15 protein-coding genes and 1 pseudogene are annotated in these 16,436 nt (G+C 65.8%); 9 read left to right on the forward strand and 7 right to left on the reverse strand.

Translation table 11 applies throughout. The annotated features are described in order from the left end of the window. Positions 1–245 precede the first annotated feature (245 nt). Complete coding sequence (locus ACX80V_RS14440) at positions 246–671, forward strand: CoA-binding protein (RefSeq protein ID WP_248762975.1); 426 nt, start codon at positions 246–248, stop codon at positions 669–671. Here the strand turns inward: ACX80V_RS14440 and ACX80V_RS14445 are convergent, their stop codons facing one another. Continuing rightward, positions 672–1,700, reverse strand: a complete 1,029-nt coding sequence (locus tag ACX80V_RS14445; protein WP_485843728.1) for an isopenicillin N synthase family dioxygenase — start codon at positions 1,698–1,700, stop codon at positions 672–674. Positions 1,701–1,745: 45 nt separating this feature from the next. On the opposite strand from ACX80V_RS14445, the gene ACX80V_RS14450 reads away from it, so the two are divergent. From ACX80V_RS14450 to ACX80V_RS14470, 5 genes are read left to right on the forward strand one after another with little or no spacing between them, the layout of a single operon-like run. Beyond that, the gene (locus ACX80V_RS14450) at positions 1,746–2,162 is read left to right on the forward strand and encodes an MmcQ/YjbR family DNA-binding protein (RefSeq protein WP_485843729.1); all 417 of its coding nucleotides are present in this window, start codon (positions 1,746–1,748) and stop codon (positions 2,160–2,162) included. Then, positions 2,123–2,707, forward strand: a complete 585-nt coding sequence (locus ACX80V_RS14455) for a DUF1990 domain-containing protein (RefSeq protein WP_485843730.1) — start codon at positions 2,123–2,125, stop codon at positions 2,705–2,707. Before ACX80V_RS14450 ends, ACX80V_RS14455 begins: the two co-directional genes overlap by 40 nt. A 14-nt stretch (positions 2,708–2,721) precedes the next feature. Beyond that, positions 2,722–3,348, forward strand: coding sequence for a hypothetical protein (locus ACX80V_RS14460; protein WP_485843731.1), 627 nt, complete (start codon positions 2,722–2,724; stop codon positions 3,346–3,348). A 34-nt stretch (positions 3,349–3,382) separates the two neighbouring features. After that, positions 3,383–3,700 carry a putative quinol monooxygenase gene (locus tag ACX80V_RS14465; protein ID WP_485843732.1) on the forward strand — a complete coding sequence of 106 codons (318 nt, stop codon included), beginning with the start codon at positions 3,383–3,385 and terminating at the stop codon, positions 3,698–3,700. 30 nt (positions 3,701–3,730) lie between these two features. Further along, on the forward strand, positions 3,731–4,024 hold the full coding sequence (locus ACX80V_RS14470; RefSeq protein WP_485843733.1) for a DUF503 domain-containing protein: 294 nt from the start codon (positions 3,731–3,733) through the stop codon (positions 4,022–4,024). A 78-nt stretch (positions 4,025–4,102) separates the two neighbouring features. Here ACX80V_RS14470 and purL read toward each other — a convergent pair whose 3' ends face one another. Genes purL through purS form a run of 3 tightly spaced genes read right to left on the reverse strand, consistent with a single transcriptional unit; the run spans position 4,103 to position 7,456 of the window. Next, complete coding sequence (purL, locus tag ACX80V_RS14475) at positions 4,103–6,433, reverse strand: phosphoribosylformylglycinamidine synthase subunit PurL (protein ID WP_485843734.1); 2,331 nt, start codon at positions 6,431–6,433, stop codon at positions 4,103–4,105. Next, positions 6,430–7,203: a phosphoribosylformylglycinamidine synthase subunit PurQ gene (gene purQ / locus ACX80V_RS14480; RefSeq protein WP_485843735.1), complete on the reverse strand. Its 774-nt coding sequence runs from the start codon at positions 7,201–7,203 to the stop codon at positions 6,430–6,432. Before purQ ends, purL begins: the two co-directional genes overlap by 4 nt. Position 7,204: 1 nt before the next feature. Next, a complete protein-coding gene (purS, locus tag ACX80V_RS14485; protein WP_056348600.1) occupies positions 7,205–7,456 on the reverse strand; it encodes a phosphoribosylformylglycinamidine synthase subunit PurS in 252 nt (83 codons plus the stop codon). A gap of 261 nt (positions 7,457–7,717) precedes the next feature. On the opposite strand from purS, the gene ACX80V_RS14490 reads away from it, so the two are divergent. The 3 genes and pseudogenes from ACX80V_RS14490 to ACX80V_RS14500 all read left to right on the forward strand — a co-directional run bounded on the left by ACX80V_RS14490 (position 7,718) and on the right by ACX80V_RS14500 (position 14,479). Further along, positions 7,718–7,903, forward strand: a complete 186-nt coding sequence (locus tag ACX80V_RS14490; protein ID WP_058930172.1) for a hypothetical protein — start codon at positions 7,718–7,720, stop codon at positions 7,901–7,903. 307 nt (positions 7,904–8,210) lie between these two features. Then, a pseudogene (locus ACX80V_RS14495) lies at positions 8,211–11,009 on the forward strand (exo-alpha-sialidase). A 305-nt stretch (positions 11,010–11,314) separates the two neighbouring features. Beyond that, positions 11,315–14,479: a S8 family peptidase gene (locus ACX80V_RS14500; protein WP_485843830.1), complete on the forward strand. Its 3,165-nt coding sequence runs from the start codon at positions 11,315–11,317 to the stop codon at positions 14,477–14,479. 81 nt (positions 14,480–14,560) lie between these two features. Here ACX80V_RS14500 and ACX80V_RS14505 read toward each other — a convergent pair whose 3' ends face one another. From ACX80V_RS14505 to ACX80V_RS14515, 3 genes are read right to left on the reverse strand one after another with little or no spacing between them, the layout of a single operon-like run. Further along, positions 14,561–14,914, reverse strand: coding sequence for a serine protease inhibitor (locus ACX80V_RS14505; RefSeq protein ID WP_485843736.1), 354 nt, complete (start codon positions 14,912–14,914; stop codon positions 14,561–14,563). Then, positions 14,911–15,843, reverse strand: coding sequence for a 3-methyladenine DNA glycosylase (locus tag ACX80V_RS14510; protein WP_485843737.1), 933 nt, complete (start codon positions 15,841–15,843; stop codon positions 14,911–14,913). The genes ACX80V_RS14505 and ACX80V_RS14510 overlap by 4 nt, the downstream gene beginning before the upstream one ends. Then, positions 15,821–16,396, reverse strand: a complete 576-nt coding sequence (locus ACX80V_RS14515) for an SSI family serine proteinase inhibitor (RefSeq protein ID WP_058930167.1) — start codon at positions 16,394–16,396, stop codon at positions 15,821–15,823. The genes ACX80V_RS14510 and ACX80V_RS14515 overlap by 23 nt, the downstream gene beginning before the upstream one ends. Positions 16,397–16,436 lie beyond the last annotated feature (40 nt).

The following is a 16,436-nucleotide window of genomic DNA, read 5'->3' on the forward strand; positions in this document are numbered from 1 at the left end:
CACCCTTCGCTGTGTGCCGAGGATGGTCGCCTCAACGCGTACAGCGTTTGGTCAGGGATGCTGCGGCTTCATCGATCCAGGTCTCTCGGCCGCTCGGGATGGTCACTACCACTACAGCCGAACCGCACGCCCTGCGCCAAACCAGGGTCCGTGGAACGTAATATTCGTTCACGCGAGTATTGACGCCAGTTGTTCATTCAAATATTCGATCATGGGCCGCTCAGGGGACGTTGTACGCTTGCATCATGGACCACGTCAACGATCCTGCCGTTATTGAGCGCCTGATGCGAAACAAAGGGCGGTGGGCCATCGTGGGCCTGACCACCAACGAGTGGCGCGCAGCGTACGACACCTCGCTGTTTATCCGCGACCGGCTCGGGATGGAGATCATCCCCGTCAACCTTCCCGGCGACCCCGTCCACGGCGAAACCGGGTACCGTACCCTGGGTGAAATTCCGTCCGAAAAGCAACCCCTCGACGTCGTCGACTGCTTTGTGAACTCGCAGAAGGTCGGGGCGGTGGTGGACCAGGCAATTGCGGTGGGCGCCAAAGCCGTGTGGCTGCAGCTGGGCGTTATCGACGAAGCGGCAGTGGACCGTGCCAAGGCCGCCGGCCTGGACGTGGTGATGAACGTTTGCCCCGCGCAGCAGGCGTGGAAGTACAACCTCTGATCAGCGCTGCATCAGCTCCGGGTAGTGGCGTTCGGTCACATCGGGATGCGCCCGCATGCGGCCCTTGAGCATGTTCAGGCCAAAGGACGCGAGCATGGGGTTGGACGGATCGTCGGAGATGCCACGGGCTTGGGCTTTGAGCTCCGGAGGCAGGGGCACCGGATCGATGACCGCGTCCAGCCGCGGGGACCAGAAGAACGGGACTGAGTAGCGGTCCACGCCGGGTGGCGGCGCCTGGACCCGGTGGATCGTGGCGGCAAGGAAGCCTTCCGTGGCCACCTCCAGCATTTCGCCCAGGTTCACCACGAGTGCCCCGGGAACAGGCTCAACCGGCGCCCATACAGTTGTCCCGGGCGGTAGCACTTCGAGGCCGCCCACCTCGTCCTGGAGGAGGAGGGTGACAAAACCGTAGTCAGCGTGGGAGCCCACGCCCTGGTTCCCGGCCGCCTCCACCACGCCGCCGACGTAATGCACCAGCTTGCCCATCCACGCGGGTTCGTTGCCGAAGGGCTCGTCGAAGTGGTCCTCCGGCAGTCCCAGGGAAACCGAGATGCCCCGCAGCAGCTCCATGCCCACACTGGACATCAGGTCGGCCCAGGCCATGGCCGCCGGCTTGAGCTCCGGCAACGCCTCATCGGGCCACATATTGTGGCCCTGGAGGAGCCAGTACGGCTGGTCGGCCGGGTAGTTGTGGACGGGCTCGCGTTCCGGGGAGTAGTCGATCTGCTCGCGGGCGTCGGCCCGTCCCTGCGTGACTTCGGTGCCCATCCGGGTGTAGCCGCGGAAGTGCGGGGAAATCCTGTTGTCCAGCTTCATCCGCTCCTCGAGGGGCAGATCGAAGAAGCGTTTGATGAGGGCCAGCAGCTCCTCGGCCTGGCCGGGGGCGGCGCCGTAACCGGTGATTTGGAAGAAACCCACGTTGTGGGCGGCGTCCCGCAGCTGCTCGATGAATTCAGGGCTGAAGGAGCCGTACGGCTGGCGTGCGGCACTCATGTCCAGAACGGGGATGGTGGCCTGATCGGGTGACATCTTCGCAGACTAGCACCGCCGGGAAGGGCTTTGTAGGCTCGGTCCATGGACGCAGCCCAACTCAAGGCAATATGCCTGTCATTTCCCGGTGCCTTCGAGGATTTTCCCTTCGGTCCGGAGACCTCCGTGTTTAAGGTCCGGGCTGCCGTGGCAGGTGGCGCGCGGCATGAAGCCAAGATGTTTGCCGCGTCTGCCATGAACCCCGACGCCTGGTCCGTGAGCCTGAAGTGCGAACCCGCCCTGGCTGAACAGCTGCGGGCCGCCCACCCGGAAATCAACGGCGCGTGGCACATGAACAAGACCCATTGGAACGGCGTGCGGCTGGACGGAAACCTGCCCGATGCGATGGTCCGGGACATGGTGGAGGACTCCTACGACCTTGTGGTGGCCTCCCTGAGCCGCAAGCAACAGGAGCAGCTGGGGTGGGCGCGGCTGTCCGGTTCGTCGGGCGGGTCCCGTTGACCGGGAAGCGCCTGGCTGCCGGCGGCCTCAACTATCCGGGCATCGGCTTCACCGAAAACGGCCTGGCGCCGGAAGGCTACCACTGGGTCGTATCGCGGGAGCACCTGGGTGAGGGGTTGGCGGTCTACCGCCGGGTGGCGCACGGAATCCTTACATGGGAACTGCAGCGTCGGTCCGGACTGCGCGTCCGGACCGAGTCCGACGTCGTGATCCCCGGCGCGCGGGTGGTGAGCGGGTTCGGCGTCGGGCCCCTCCGTATTAGTGCCCCGTGCGAGGTGGTCTGGGTCCGGCGGCCGGTGCCCGGAGACGGCCCCCAGTCAGCGGGCTTCGGCTACGGCACGCTGCCCGGCCATCCTGAACGCGGCGAGGAAGCCTTCGAAGTCGAGATCGGCGCCGACGGGCAGGTGATCCTGAAGATCACCGCCTTCAGCAGGCACGCGAACTGGTTCTACCAGGCGGGTGGCCTGCTGGCGCGGGCGGCACAGCGGCACATCACTTCGCGATACGTTGGAGGGGCACGCCAACTCGCCGCAGGTGAAAGCTGATCAGGAGAAGGTACATGCTGGACCAATCGACCCTTGACCGCCTATGGAATTTTGGGGATCCCGAGCTGTCCGAACAGCGCTTCCGGGACGCCCTTGCTGACCCGACCTACGACACCGACGAAAAGGCCGAACTCGCCACGCAGCTTGGCCGGGCCATTGGCCTGCAGGGCCGCTACGAGGAGGCGGATGCCTTGCTGGACTCCGTGGACGGCGAGGAAGAACCCACCGTCGGAGTGCGCATCCTGCTGGAACGCGGACGCGTCCTGAACTCCAGCGGCCACGCCGCCATGGCCGTGCCCCTGTTCGAACAGGCAGCCGAGCTCGGCGACCACCTCGGCGAGGAGTTCCTCGCCGTCGACGCGCTGCACATGCTGGCCCTGGCAGACTCCGCCCATGCTGAGCTGTGGACCCGGAGCGCCCTCGAATACGCGTCCACCGCCCACGATCCGCACACACGGCGCTGGATGGTGGCGCTGCACAACAACCTCGGCTGGACTTTCCACGGCGCCGGCCGGTTTACCGAGGCGCTGGTGGAGTTCCAGCTGGCCGAACAGTGGGCGGAACGGGCAGGAACCCCGGCGCAACAGCAGGCTGCACGGGAGGCCATCCAGGCCTGTGACCTTGCCCTGGCCGCAGGCTGAACAACCCACACCCCTGCAACGGAAGGAATACCGCATGATCTTCATCGTCGTGAAATTCAAGGTCAAGCCCGACTGGTCCGAGCGCTGGCTCGGCCTCGTCGACGCCTATACCCAGGCCACCCGGGCGGAGCCCGGCAACCTGTGGTTCGACTGGTCCCGCAGTGTGGATGACCCCAACGAGTTCGTGCTGGTGGAAGCCTTCAAGGACGACGCCGCAGGGGACCACGTCAACAGCACACACTTCAAGCAGGCCATGGCGGACATGCCGCAGGCGCTGGCCGAGACGCCGAACATCATCAGCCGCCAGCTCGACGGCGACGGCTGGGACCGGATGGGCGAACTGACCATCTGACCCCGTCGGAGCAGTCGATACGATTACTGCATGTGGATCGGCTGGATTGAATTCGACATCCTCCTAGGCGATGTCCAGGGCCTGAAGGAGAAGCGCTCCGTTATCAGGCCGCTGCTGGCCGAGCTCAAGCGCCGCTTCGACGTGTCCGTCGCGGAGGTGGGGGACCACGACCAGTACCGGCGCTCGCAGGTGGGCGCCGGCCTGGTGGCAGCAGACCGGGCGCACCTCGTGGAGGTGCTCACCGCCGTCGAACGCTTTGTGGCCGCCCGGCCCGAGTTTGAACTGCTCAGCTCAAGGCAGCGGGAGCTCCGCAGCGACGATTAAACCAACGCGGGGTCACTTCTCGCCCATCCCAAGGGGATTATTGGGCGGAAAGTGACCCCGCGTTGCAATTAGGAAAGACTAGCCGAAGTACTTCGGCAGGGTCGCCTCGTGGGCTTCGCGGAGGGCGGCCAGGGACATGGTGTCCACGCCGTTGATTTCCAGGTTGCCGCTGGCTGCGTCCACCACGCCGATGCGGGTGTGGGCAAAGCCGCGGGCCGTGCACATGTCCTTGAACCGGACCTCTTCCGAACGGGGCACGCCGACAACCGCGCGGCCCTGGGACTCGGAGAACAGCGCCGTGAACAGGTCCACGCCGTCGCGGTCCAGAACGTCCTGCAGGGCGATCCGGGCACCCACGCCGTAGCGCAGTGCGGACTCCACCAGGGCTGCCGCGAGGCCGCCTTCGGAGAGGTCGTGCGCGGAGTCCACCATGCCGTCGCGGGATGCGTTGATCAGGATTTCGCCCAGCTCGCGTTCGGCGGCGAGGTCGACCTTGGGTGGCAGCCCACCGAGGTGACCGCGCATGTTGGCCCATTCGGAACCGTCCAGTTCTGCCGCCGTCGTACCCAGCAGGTAGATGGCCTGACCGTCCTCGCGCCAGCCCGACGGCGTGCGGCGGGCGACGTCGTCGAGCTTGCCCAGCACTGCCACCACGGGGGAGGGGTGGATGGGTGTGGTGCCCGTCTGGTTGTAGAGCGAGACGTTGCCGCCGGTGACAGGGATGCCCAGCACCATGCAGGCGTCGGACAGGCCGCGGATGGACTCCGCGAGCTGCCACATGACGTCCGGGTCCTCGGGGGAACCGAAGTTCAGGCAGTCGCTGACGGCCATGGGCACGGCGCCGGAGGTGGCCACGTTGCGGTAGGCCTCGGCCAGCGCCAGCTGTGCGCCGTGGTACGGATCGAGGTAGGTGTAGCGGCCGTTGGCGTCGGTGGCCAGGGCAACGCCCAGGCCGGTTTCCTCGTCCACGCGGACCACGCCGGCGTCGTCCGGGAACGCCAGGGCGGTGTTGCCGCCCACGTACCGGTCGTACTGGTTGGTGATCCAGTCCTTGCTGCACATGTTCGGCGAGGCCACGAGCTCGGTGACGGCGGCAGCCAGTTCCGCGGGGGCGGAGGGGCGGCCGGTGTCCTGCACTGAGCCGGTGAAGGAATCGGCCTGTACGGAATCCTGCCATGAGGGGCGGGCGTACGGGCGGTCATACACGGGGCCGTCGTGGGCCACGGTGCGCGGGTCGACGTCCACGATGACCACGCCGTCCCAGGTGATGATCAGGCGGCCGGTGTCGGTGACCTCGCCGAGCCAGGAGTACTCCACGGCCCACTTGTCCATGACAGCTTCGAAGGCGGCGATGTTCTCCGGGGTGACCACGGCCATCATGCGTTCCTGCGACTCGGACATCAGGATTTCGCCCGGGGTCAGCGTGGGGTCGCGCAGCAGGACGGAGGTCAGCTCAACTTCCATGCCTCCGTCGCCGTTGGAGGCGAGCTCGGACGTGGCGCAGGAGATGCCAGCGGCGCCGAGGTCCTGGATACCTTCAACCAGCGAGCCCTTGAAGAGCTCCAGGCAGCACTCGATCAGGACCTTCTCGGCGAAGGGGTCGCCCACCTGGACGGCGGGGCGCTTGGACGGCTTGGTGTCGTCGAAGGACTCGGAGGCCAGCACCGAGGCGCCGCCGATGCCGTCGCCGCCGGTGCGTGCACCGAACAGGACCACCTTGTTGCCCTTGCCGGACGCGTTGGCCAGGCGGATGTCCTCGTGCCGCATCACGCCGACAGCCAGCGCGTTAACCAGCGGGTTGCCCTGGTAAACAGAATCGAAGACCATTTCGCCGCCGATGTTCGGCAGGCCCAGCGAGTTGCCGTAGCCGCCGATGCCGGCAACGGCACCGTGCATCACACGGGCTGTGTCCGGGTGGTCGATGGCGCCGAAGCGCAGCGGATCCATCACGGCCACCGGGCGGGCGCCCATGGAGATGATGTCGCGGACAATGCCGCCGATGCCGGTGGCAGCACCCTGGTAGGGCTCCACGAACGACGGCGAGTTGTGGGACTCGATCTTGAACGTCACGGCCCAGCCGTCGCCCAGGTTGGTGACGCCGGCGTTCTCGCCGATGCCCACCAGCATGTCCTTCTTCATCTCGTCGGTCACCTTTTCGCCGAACTGGCGCAGGTGGTTCTTCGAGGACTTGTAGGAGCAGTGCTCGCTCCACATCACGGAGTACATGGCCAGCTCGGCGCCGGTGGGGCGGCGGCCCAGGACCTTCACTACTTCATCGAACTCGTTCTGCTTCAGGCCCAGTTCGGCCCACGGCAGTTCGGTGTCCGGCGTTTTGGCAGCGTTCTCGACCGTGTCAATGTTGAACTTCTTGGTCTCGACAGGCTCGACCACCGAATTGATCTCGGTCATTTGTTGCCTCCCACAATCTTGTTCAGTACGGAGGTGAAGAAACCCAGGCCGTCGGTGTCGGAGCCGCCGATCCCGTCCAGGGATTCGGGGCCGAAGCCGACCTCCACCGCGTGCTCCGGGTGCGGCATGAGTCCCACCACGTTGCCGGCGGCGTTGGAGATGCCGGCGATGTCGCGGCGGGAGCCGTTGGGGTTGAAGCCCACGTAGCGGAACACCACGCGGCCTTCAGCCTCAAGCGCGTCCAGGACCTTTTCGTCGGCGATGTACTGGCCGTCCTGGTTCTTCAGCGGAACCGTGATTTCCTGGCCGGCCTCGTAGTCCAGCGTCCAGGCGGTGTTGCTGTTTTCCACCCGCAGGACCTGGTCGCGGCACATGAACTTCAGGTGGTCGTTCTTGATCATGGAGCCGGGCAGCAGGTGCGATTCGGTCAGGATCTGGAAGCCGTTGCAGATGCCCAGCACGGGCAGCTTGGCGTCGGAGTTGGCGGCGTCGATGATTTTGGACATCAGCGGCGCGAAGCGGGCAATTGCGCCGGCGCGGAGGTAGTCGCCGTACGAGAAACCGCCGGGGATCACGACGGCGTCCACGTCACCCAGGGTGGTGTCGGCGTGCCAGAGCGGCACTGCGGTGCCGCCGGCCAGGCGGACTGCACGGGCGGCGTCGCGGTCGTCAAGGGTGCCGGGGAAGGTGACAACGCCGATCCGGGCACCCGCGAGCCAGGGCTCGGCGGCGACGGCGATTGCCTCGCCGATCAAGGGAAGTTCAGTCATCTCAGGCCTCGACGACCTCGACGTTGACGACGTCTTCGATCACGGGGTTGGACAGCAGGGTCTCGGCGGCTTCGCGGGCCTGGGCCAGGATTGCGTCGGTCACCTCGCCCTCAACCGTCAGTTCGAAGCGCTTGCCCTGGCGGACAGAGCTAAAGCTGGTGAAGCCCAGACGGGGGAGTGCACCCACGATGGCCTTCCCCTGCGGGTCCAGAATCTCGGGCTTGGGCATGACGTCAACAACGATCCGGGGCATCCGGCAACTCCTGTGCGTGAGCATTGGGTAAGGGCGCAGCGGAGTCACGCCGTCTTACGCCGTTCCGGGATGCTGGGGACGTTCTTTTTCGAACAGTGTGGACGGGCGCTCCGCGAGCTTGCTAGGCCATTCTACCGGGCCGAGCGCCGCACCCTGTATTCGGTGGGATCGGCCACAGTCATCGCGGCTGGGCGGGCTTTCGGGAGGTGGAGGACGACGGCGGCTATGGCCTCGCGGAGCAAGCGTCACTAGGATTGCGGCATGGCTGAAAAATCGAAATCTCTGCTGTTGCCGATGATGGCCGTGGCCGTTTTTGCCGGGTTGGGCCGGATGGTTGTGCAGAAGATCAAGGCGGACCGGGCTGCCCGGGAAACGCGCGTGGCCGGCCCCGTGGACGAAAAGACCCGCCAGTGGATCAGCGACGTGGTCCGCACGCCCAGGCAGTAGGCGCCCACTCCTTATCCAGGCCTCAAGTCTTTGCCCAAACCTCAACCGGGCGTCCCTGAACGGGGGCGCCCGTTTTTGTGCCCCGCTGCACGTGCCCCTGCGCCGGCTGCCCTGCTGAAAATGTACTGATCCCGAACGCCCTGTCCCAGGCCTCTCCCGAGCTTCTTCCGGAAAGTCCTAGCCATGTGACGTTCTAAACACTATGGTCCTAGGACGTCGTATGTGGCAGGTGGTATCCCCTTGGTGCCAAGACCGCCCTCACGGCCGAATTCTCCCGATCCGCCGCCCCGCGGCGCCTTGAAAGGATATGGATTTGCGAATTTCTACTAGGCGGAACAGGCACCGAAGTATTGGCCGGACCGCAGGAGCCGGGCTGGTAGCGCTGGCGCTGCTGGCCGGATCCGGGATCGCCGCGCAGGCGGCACCGATCCCCCGAACAAGCCCACCGCTCCTCCCGGCTCATTCGCGGAGGCCAACATCGGCGCCGACCGGACTGCGGCGAACTTCTTCTACCGGATCCCGGCCCTGACCTACCTGGGCAACAACGTGGTGCTCGCCTCGTGGGCCGCCCCCGCAGCGCCGCAGACGCTCCGAACCCCAACTCGATCGTGCAGCGCCGCAGCACCGACGGCGGCCAGACCTGGGGCCCCGTGCAGGTCATCGCCGCCGGCCACGTGGGCGACGCCACGGGCCCCAAATACGGCTACAGCGATCCCTCCTACATCTACGACGCCGAGGCCGGGAAGGTCTTCGCGCTGTTCGTGTACTCCAAGGACCAGGGCTTCTTCGGCGGCCAGTTCGGCAACAACGACGCCGACCGCAGCGTCATCTCCTCCGCCGTGATCGAATCCTCCGACGGCGGCGTCACGTGGACGCAGCCAAGGCTCATCACCAACGTCACCAAGCCGGGCACCAGCAAGACCAGTCCCGTGGCCGGCGATATCCGCTCCAACTTCGCGTCCTCCGGCGAAGGCATCCAGCTCAAGTACGGCCAGTACAAGGGCCGCCTGGTCCAGCAGTACGCCGGCGATGTGCGCCAGGCCGACGGCACCAACAAGATCCAGGCCTACAGCGTCTACTCGGACGATCACGGCGTGACCTGGCACAAGGGCGCCAACGTGGGCGACCGCATGGACGAGAACAAGACCGTGGAACTTTCCGACGGCCGCGTACTGCTGAACTCGCGCGACAACGCCAACCAGGGCTACCGCAAGGTGGCCATCTCCACTGACGGCGGCGCCACCTATGGTCCGATCACCCAGGACACCGAACTGCCGGACCCGGCAAACAACGGTTCCATCGCCCGGATGTTCCCGGCCGCGGCCCAGGGCTCAGTGGACGCCAAGAAGCTCATCTTCACCAACTCCAATTCCAAGACCGGCCGCGAGAATGTCTCTGCCCGTATCTCGTGCGACGACGGCGCCACCTGGCCTGGTGTGCGCACCGTCCGCTCCGGTTTCTCCGCCTACTCCACCGTGTCCCGGCTCGGGGACGGCACGTTCGGTGTCCTGTATGAAGGCAACTACACGGACAACATCCAGTTCGCGAAGTTCGACGACGCCTGGCTGAACTACGCCTGCGCCCCGCTGTCCGTACCGGCACTCACCACCACCGCCGGCGCCACCAAGCAGGCAGCGGTCACCGTGACCAACCAGGAGGCCACCACACTTTCCGGCGCCAACGCCACGGTCTACACTCCCACCGGCTGGACCGCCACCACGGTGCCCGTGCCCGACGTCGCGCCCGGCGCCTCGGCCACCGTCAATGTGGACCTGACCGCACCGGCGAACGCCAGCGGTCCGCAGAACTGAACGCTGCCTTTACGACGGCGGATGGCCGGGTTTCGCAGTTCACCTTCACCGCCACTGTCCCGGCAGCTCCGCAGGTGGGCCTCACCATCACCGGAACGGCTCCGGCCCGCGACGTCATCGCCAGCCCCTACCAGGCGGGTGACGTCTTGGGCTACACGTTCGACGTCAAGAGCACCGCCAACGTCACGGCGAATTCAGTGCCCACATCCGGCAACTTTGAGACCGGCTTCCTGCCGCCGGCCCCCGGCGCACCCAGTGTTCCGAATTGCCGGTTCAACAACCTTGCCGTGGCCAGCATCACGGGGGCCCGTGCGGACTCCGGCCGTGACCTCGCCACCGCACCGTACGCTTCCGGCGATGCCTTCCCGTACACGTTCAGTGTGAGCAACACGAGCCTGTTCGTGGAAAAAGTGGTCCCCACTGCCGGTAACTTCAGCCCGTTCGTTCCCGAAGGCCCGGGCAACTGCCGCTACGGCGTGCTGCCGGCCGGCCAGGGCTACACCTGCGCCACGCCGCGCCACACCGTGACCGCTGCCGAGGCGGAGCAGGGCTACTTCGTTCCGAAGACCACGTGGGAAGTCAGTTCCGCAGGCCAGAGCAGCAAGGTCTACACGGTCGACGGTGGCGAAGTGGACCTGAAGGTCCGCGACGCCAAACTGGAAGGCACCGTTTCGGCTGAGTGGAGCGACGCCGACGGTGACCGTTTCGCCAGCGAAGGCGATACCGTCTCATACGCCTACACCGTAGGCAACGCCGGCAACGTCGCCCTGACCGGGCTCAGTGCCCCGGACGCCTCCATCAGCCAGGACGCCCTGGCCGTTGGCGGGACCGTGACGGCAACGCGCGAGCACGTCCTGACCGCAGCCGACATCGCGGCAGGCCGGCTCGACGCGGTCTCGTTCGCGGCAACTGCCACCAACGGCGCCAAGGAAGTCACCGCCACGGTGACCGGCGGCGCGCTGGTGCTGGCTCTCCAGCCGTCGCAGCCCGAGACGGTCCCCGTCCTCGCCGTCCAGGACCTCGAGGAACAGACGGCTCCGTTCGACCTCGGCACGCAGGACAAGTACCGCAACGGCCAGAAGGTGACCCTGAAGGGTCTCGACTACGGCCAGTGGTACTACGTGTACCTGAACAAGAAGAGCTACCGGATCGGCTGGATTTTCCCCACCACCGACAACACCGTGGAGTTCATCCTGCCCTCAGGTGTGCAGAGCGGCCGCGACGACGTGGTGGTGCTGGACAAGGACGGCAAGCAGGTCTCCTTCGAGCGCCTGCAGGTGACGCCCAAGGGCTGAGCCGTCGTCGTTTCCTAACACCAACGAAGACCTCCGCGCCGAGCTGGACTACCCAAAGTCCGGCCCGCGTGGGGGTCTTCTTTTGTGCCTTCCCGCCTCCGCCTTGTAGCTGCATGATTGACGTATACGCCCGATGTGTCCTATGTCATATTCAGCTCTCAGTCTGTACTGTTTGTAACGGCTGGTCACAGTATTACAAAACCTGTAATACCGTGTGCCGTTCCCAGCTGCTCCAGACCGGCAACGTGGCCGGCCGTTCCTCGTGAAAGGTGTAGTCGCTCGTGAAATCAACTGGAAAAAGCCTCATTCGGGGCGGAGGACTCCGGAAGGCGGCGGCATTGGCTGTGGGCTTGCCGTTGCTCCTATCTTCGATAGCGATGAGCCCCGCTACCGCGGCGCCCGCTGAAGCCAACACGGCAGTGGCAGCAAAGAAGATCAACCCCGGCGACTACCCCGCCGGCCGTTATATTGTGGTGCTTGCAGAGAAGCCGGCGGCCACCTACGACGGCGGGTCTCCCGGACTCGCGGCGACGAAGCCCCAGAACGGCCGAAAGCTTGACGCCGACCGGCCCGAAGTCCAGCAGTACCAGGCGCACCTTGAGGGCAGGCAGAACGCTGTGGCCGGGTCCGAAAGCGTCCGGATCAAGCGCCAGTACACCGCTGCGATCAACGGGTTCTCGGCCGATCTGACCGCCGACCAGGCCGCTAAGCTCGCCAAGGACCCGGCCGTCCTGGTGGTGGCACCGGACACGGAGAACGCGCCGGATTACTCCAGCACGGATTTCCTTGGGCTTAGCGGAGAAAACGGCCTCTGGAAGACTGCCTTCGGCGGGCAGGAAAATGCCGGCAAAGGCGTCGTAGTGGGCGTTATCGACTCCGGCTACACGCCCTCCAACCCGTTCTTCGCCGGGGACGACGTGCAACCTCTCGCCGGCCAGGCCCAGGTGGGCGCCCCGTACCGCACCGCGGACGGCAACATCGCCATGGTCAAGTCCGACGGCGATACGTTCGTCGGTGAGTGCCAGAAGGGCCAGGGGACCGGGGCGGCGTTTGACGGCAGTGCCTGCAACTCCAAAGTCCTGAGTGCCCGCTACTTCGCTGACGACTACATGGCGTACGTGGCGCCGGAGAACCGCGCGCCCGAAGAGCTGATTTCGCCTGTGGATGTGGGAAGCCACGGGACGCACACTGCCAGCACCGCAGCGGGCAACGCGAACGTCCGGGCCAACCTTGGTGCAACCGATATGGGCATCACCGGCGGCGTGGCGCCGGCGGCAAAGATCTCCGTCTACAAGGTCTGCTGGGAGGACGACAACCCGGCCACCGGCGGGTGCTACAGCTCCGCGTCCGTGGCCGCGATCAATCAAGCCATCCTGGACGGTGTGGATGTGCTGAACTACTCCATCTCCGGCAGCACCTCAACCACCACGGACCCGGTTTCCCTGGCTTTCCTTTCCGCGGCGTCCGCCGGAATCTTTGTTGCCGCATCCGCCGGAAACTCGGGACCCACGGCAAGCACCGTGAACCACGGCGCTCCGTGGCTGACCACAGTGGCCGCAAGCTCCTTCTCCACGGAGTTGCAGGGAACCGTCGAATTTGAGGACGGCAGCAAGTACCGCGGCGCCAGTCTTATGTCCGCTCCCGTTCCTGCGAGCAACGTTGTGCTGGCGGCAAGTGCCGCAGCCGCCGGCGCAGCAAACCCGGAACTGTGCGCACCCAATGCGCTGGATCCCGCCAAGGTGACAGGGAAGATTGTTGTCTGCGACCGCGGGGTGGTGGACCGCGTAGCCAAGAGCGCCGAGGTGCAGCGCGCCGGCGGCATCGGCATGATTCTGGTCAACGTAACCACCTCCTCCGAGGACCTTGACCGCCACGCAGTCCCCACAGTGCACGTGAACCCGCCGGCCACGCAGCAGATCAAGGACAAGATCATCGCCAACCCCGGCATCAAGGTCTCCCTGGTGAACACGGACACCACCGGCCTTCCGGCCGTGCCGCAGCCGCAGATTGCCGGCTTCTCTTCCCGGGGCCCGCTGCTCGCTACCGGCTCGGATCTGCTCAAGCCTGACGTGGCGGCCCCGGGTGTGGCAGTGCTGGCAGGTGTGTCGCCCATCGGTTCCGGCGGCGACCAGTTCGGCATGATGTCCGGGACGTCGATGGCCGCGCCGCACGTGGCCGGATTTGGCGCCTTGATTCTGGCCAAGAACCCCACATGGTCTCCGGCCACCGTCAAGTCCGCCATGATGACCACGGCAGCTGATATCAAGAACGCAGACGGCAGCCGGAACGGTGACGTGTTCGCCACCGGCGCTGGCCAGGTGGACATTGCGCGGGTCCTGGATCCCGGCCTGGTCTACGACAATTCCGAGGACGACTACCTGAAGTTCATTCAGGGAACGGGCCTGGACCTGGGCATCCCGGATCTCGGAACAACCGCACCGCGGGATATGAATGTTGCCTCGTTCGCGCTGGGGGCACTCACCGGCAAGACAGAGGTCACGCGGACTGTCACCGCGCTGACCCCGGGCGTTTACCGGGCCAAGGCCAGCGTTCCTGGCGTCAAGGTGACGGTCACGCCGTCGATCCTTAGCTTCAATGCTGCCGGCGAGAAGCGCACCTTCAAGGTCAAGTTCGAGAACACCAGCGCTGCCCTGGGGCAGTTTGCCATGGGCAACCTCATCTGGCAGGGTGCCGGCAAGAATGTGGCATCGCCGGTGGCCGTCCGCCCGCAGTCGGTGGTGGCACCGGCAAACCTGGCGTTTACCTCGGAAGGAGGCCAGGGGCAGGGCGACATTCCGGTGGTTTCGGGCACCAACGCGCCCGTGAACATCACCTTGGACGGCCTGTCCAAGGCCGACTCCTCGGCCATCGAATTGGTGCCAGGGCCGCTGGCCCTGGATACGGACGCGTCCAACTTCGCCAAGGAGGTCACCGTTCCGGCAGGATCGCCGTTGGCAAAGTTCTCCGTCTTTTCCTCGGACGAGGCCGCCGACTTCGACATGGTGGTCTTCAACCCGGCGGGACAGGCCCTGCTGGCCCAGACGGCCTCTGCCAGTGAATCAATTTCGGTTCCGAACCCGGCTCCGGGCGTGTACACGATTTTTGTGAACCTCTACGCAAGCCCCAATGGGCAGCCCACGAAGGCGTCCGTGGACGCTGCGGTGCTGGGAGCCAACGTGGGAAATGCCACGGTGACCCCCAATCCGCTGCGGCTCGGGAACGGCCAGTCGGGCATTCTGAAGCTCCAGTGGAAGGATCTCGCTGAAGGCTCGTATATCGGCCGGGTGACGTTCGCCGGTTCGAGCGCGCCCACCTTCGTCTCTGTGGTTGTCACACCAGGCAGTGCTTTGGTGGTCCCTGCTGATGAAACTGCCGGTGACCCTGCCAACGACAAGAAGGACAAGGTCAAAAAGGAAAAGAAGAAGCAGGAGGTTCCGGAGTTCTCCGGAAACCGCAACATGGATCTCTAGCCCTTCAGCAATGGCATGGGAACGCCGCCGGACCGCTTGGTTCCGGCGGCGTTCCCGTTTTGCGGTGGCTGCCGCCGATGGTCAGATTTCGCCGCGGGAACCAGTTGTCCCACCGAGCAGGGGAGCCATGGCGCGCCAGCGGGAGATCTCACAGCCATCGGTTCGCCGGAAAGTCACACTGACGGGACGGCCGTTGATGGAGCCGGTCACAACGGCCACCTGCGGCCCGCCGTATTGCTGCGTGCAGAGTTTCGGGGGGCCCGGTTTGGGAAAGAAGATGTCCTCACCGAAGCGATCCATCGCTGACAACGCTGCTGCGGGATCGGGCACGGTGCAACCGTCGGCAGGGCGGCCATCGCGGACTATCAGCCGGAACTCGTACTCGGGGGAGTCGGGGTCTTCCGTGACCCTTATGGTCAGCTCGAGGTCCCTCATACTGTCCCCGCAGTTCTAAGCGGTGCCAAGGCCTTCGCCAGGCGCCCTCGGAGCGCAGCAGCCTCACCAGCGAAGGCGCGCTGATGCTCAACGTAGGCCGCTTTGCCTTCCGCGGTTTCGATTCGAATGGGCGGGTAACCCCACTCCGCGAGGTCGTAGGGGGAGGCCTGCATGTCCATGGCCCGGATCCGCCAGGATAGTTCGAAGCAATCCATGACCAGTTCGCTGGGAAGCGCGGGCAGCAGTTTGTACGCCCACTTGTAGAGGTCCATGTTGGCGTGCAGGCAGCCCGGCTGTTCCATGTGCCGCTGGTTTTCGCGGCTGGGCGCCAGTTCGTTCAGTGCAATCGCGTCGGGCGTGTAAAAGCGGAAGGCGTCGAAGTGTGAGCACCGGATACGGTTGTCCTCCACCACTTTGTCCGTGCCGGCCGAACCCAGCCTCAGCTGCAGGTATTCATGGCGCAGGTCGAATTTGTCCTGGCGGTAGACCATGGCCCATTCGTGCAGCCCGAAGCAGCCGAACTGCGCGGGCCGGGCAGCGGTGCCGCGAAGAATGATGTCCGCGAAGGCCACAGCCTCGTGCCGGTCGGCCAGGAACCGGGCGCGGTCAAATGTCACGGCAGGGGTTCCTGGCGGCAGCCCAAGGGAGGCGAGTTCGCCGTCGTCGAGCGTTCTGTAGTGCTTCCAGCCCATGCGGGCGGACGCCGCTTCAGCGGTCAGTACGACGCCGGCTCCCGGGTGCCAGCGCAGCAGCTGGCCAGGCTTCTGGGTGTAGTAAGTGAAAAGAAAGTCCTCCACCGGGTGCTTCCGACCTGCCGAGCGGCGGGCAAGGTAGGGATCCGAGTAACGGCGGACGCGTTGGGCGTGCGCTTCTTCGCGGGCACGCCAGGCATCGGCCGTCAGCAGGCTAAACTGCTCCACCGCTGGCACCCAGGACGTCCTGGGCTGCGTCCCAGGCGCCGATTTCGCAGCCGTTGGTGCGCGCGAACGCGGCATCCACCGGAGTGTCGTCCACAATCCCGGTGACCGTGGCGGTCTGCGGGCCGCCGTATTGTTCGGTGCAGGCCACGTCTTTGCTTCTGGGAGCCGGGCTGAGGAGGGCCGCGTTGTTCTTGAGGGCAGCGCAGGCAGCCTCCGGCCTGGGGTGTTTGCTCTCAGCGGTGGGGAGGCCGTCGCGGCAGACCAGCGTGTAGTTCACCGCGGTTTCGGTGGGAGAGGGCTTGACCATAATGGCAAGTTCGGCGTTGCCGGCGCCGGGGCCTGCCGTCGGGGCCGGGGGTGCGGAAGGGGACGGCGCAGGGACGGTGGTCTCGGTGTCCGGAGCGGGGGACCCGGAGGTGCCCGGGCTGGCGGAGGAGCTGGTTGTGGGGCTGGCTGTGGGGCTGGCGGATGAAGTCCCGTTCCCGTCAGGCGTGCCCGTACAGGCGGCGAGCCCGGCAATGGCGAGGACCGCCAGCAATGGCCGTACTGTTCGCAAACGCATGGACCCTCCTAGGTTGCTGCCATTTTACGCCTTGCCGCAT

The organism is Pseudarthrobacter arbutini (genome assembly GCF_054510915.1).

Bases quoted from the DNA above. Each gene is read 5' to 3' on its own strand.
- ACX80V_RS14440 (WP_248762975.1), top strand. From the start codon at position 246: ATGGACCACGTCAACGATCCTGCCGTTATTGAGCGCCTGATGCGAAAC.
- ACX80V_RS14445 (WP_485843728.1), bottom strand. From the start codon at position 1,700: ATGTCACCCGATCAGGCCACCATCCCCGTTCTGGACATGAGTGCCGCA.
- ACX80V_RS14450 (WP_485843729.1), top strand. From the start codon at position 1,746: ATGGACGCAGCCCAACTCAAGGCAATATGCCTGTCATTTCCCGGTGCC.
- ACX80V_RS14460 (WP_485843731.1), top strand. From the start codon at position 2,722: ATGCTGGACCAATCGACCCTTGACCGCCTATGGAATTTTGGGGATCCC.
- ACX80V_RS14465 (WP_485843732.1), top strand. From the start codon at position 3,383: ATGATCTTCATCGTCGTGAAATTCAAGGTCAAGCCCGACTGGTCCGAG.
- ACX80V_RS14470 (WP_485843733.1), top strand. From the start codon at position 3,731: ATGTGGATCGGCTGGATTGAATTCGACATCCTCCTAGGCGATGTCCAG.
- purL (WP_485843734.1), bottom strand. From the start codon at position 6,433: ATGACCGAGATCAATTCGGTGGTCGAGCCTGTCGAGACCAAGAAGTTC.
- purQ (WP_485843735.1), bottom strand. From the start codon at position 7,203: ATGACTGAACTTCCCTTGATCGGCGAGGCAATCGCCGTCGCCGCCGAG.
- purS (WP_056348600.1), bottom strand. From the start codon at position 7,456: ATGCCCCGGATCGTTGTTGACGTCATGCCCAAGCCCGAGATTCTGGAC.
- ACX80V_RS14490 (WP_058930172.1), top strand. From the start codon at position 7,718: ATGGCTGAAAAATCGAAATCTCTGCTGTTGCCGATGATGGCCGTGGCC.
- ACX80V_RS14505 (WP_485843736.1), bottom strand. From the start codon at position 14,914: ATGAGGGACCTCGAGCTGACCATAAGGGTCACGGAAGACCCCGACTCC.
- ACX80V_RS14515 (WP_058930167.1), bottom strand. From the start codon at position 16,396: ATGCGTTTGCGAACAGTACGGCCATTGCTGGCGGTCCTCGCCATTGCC.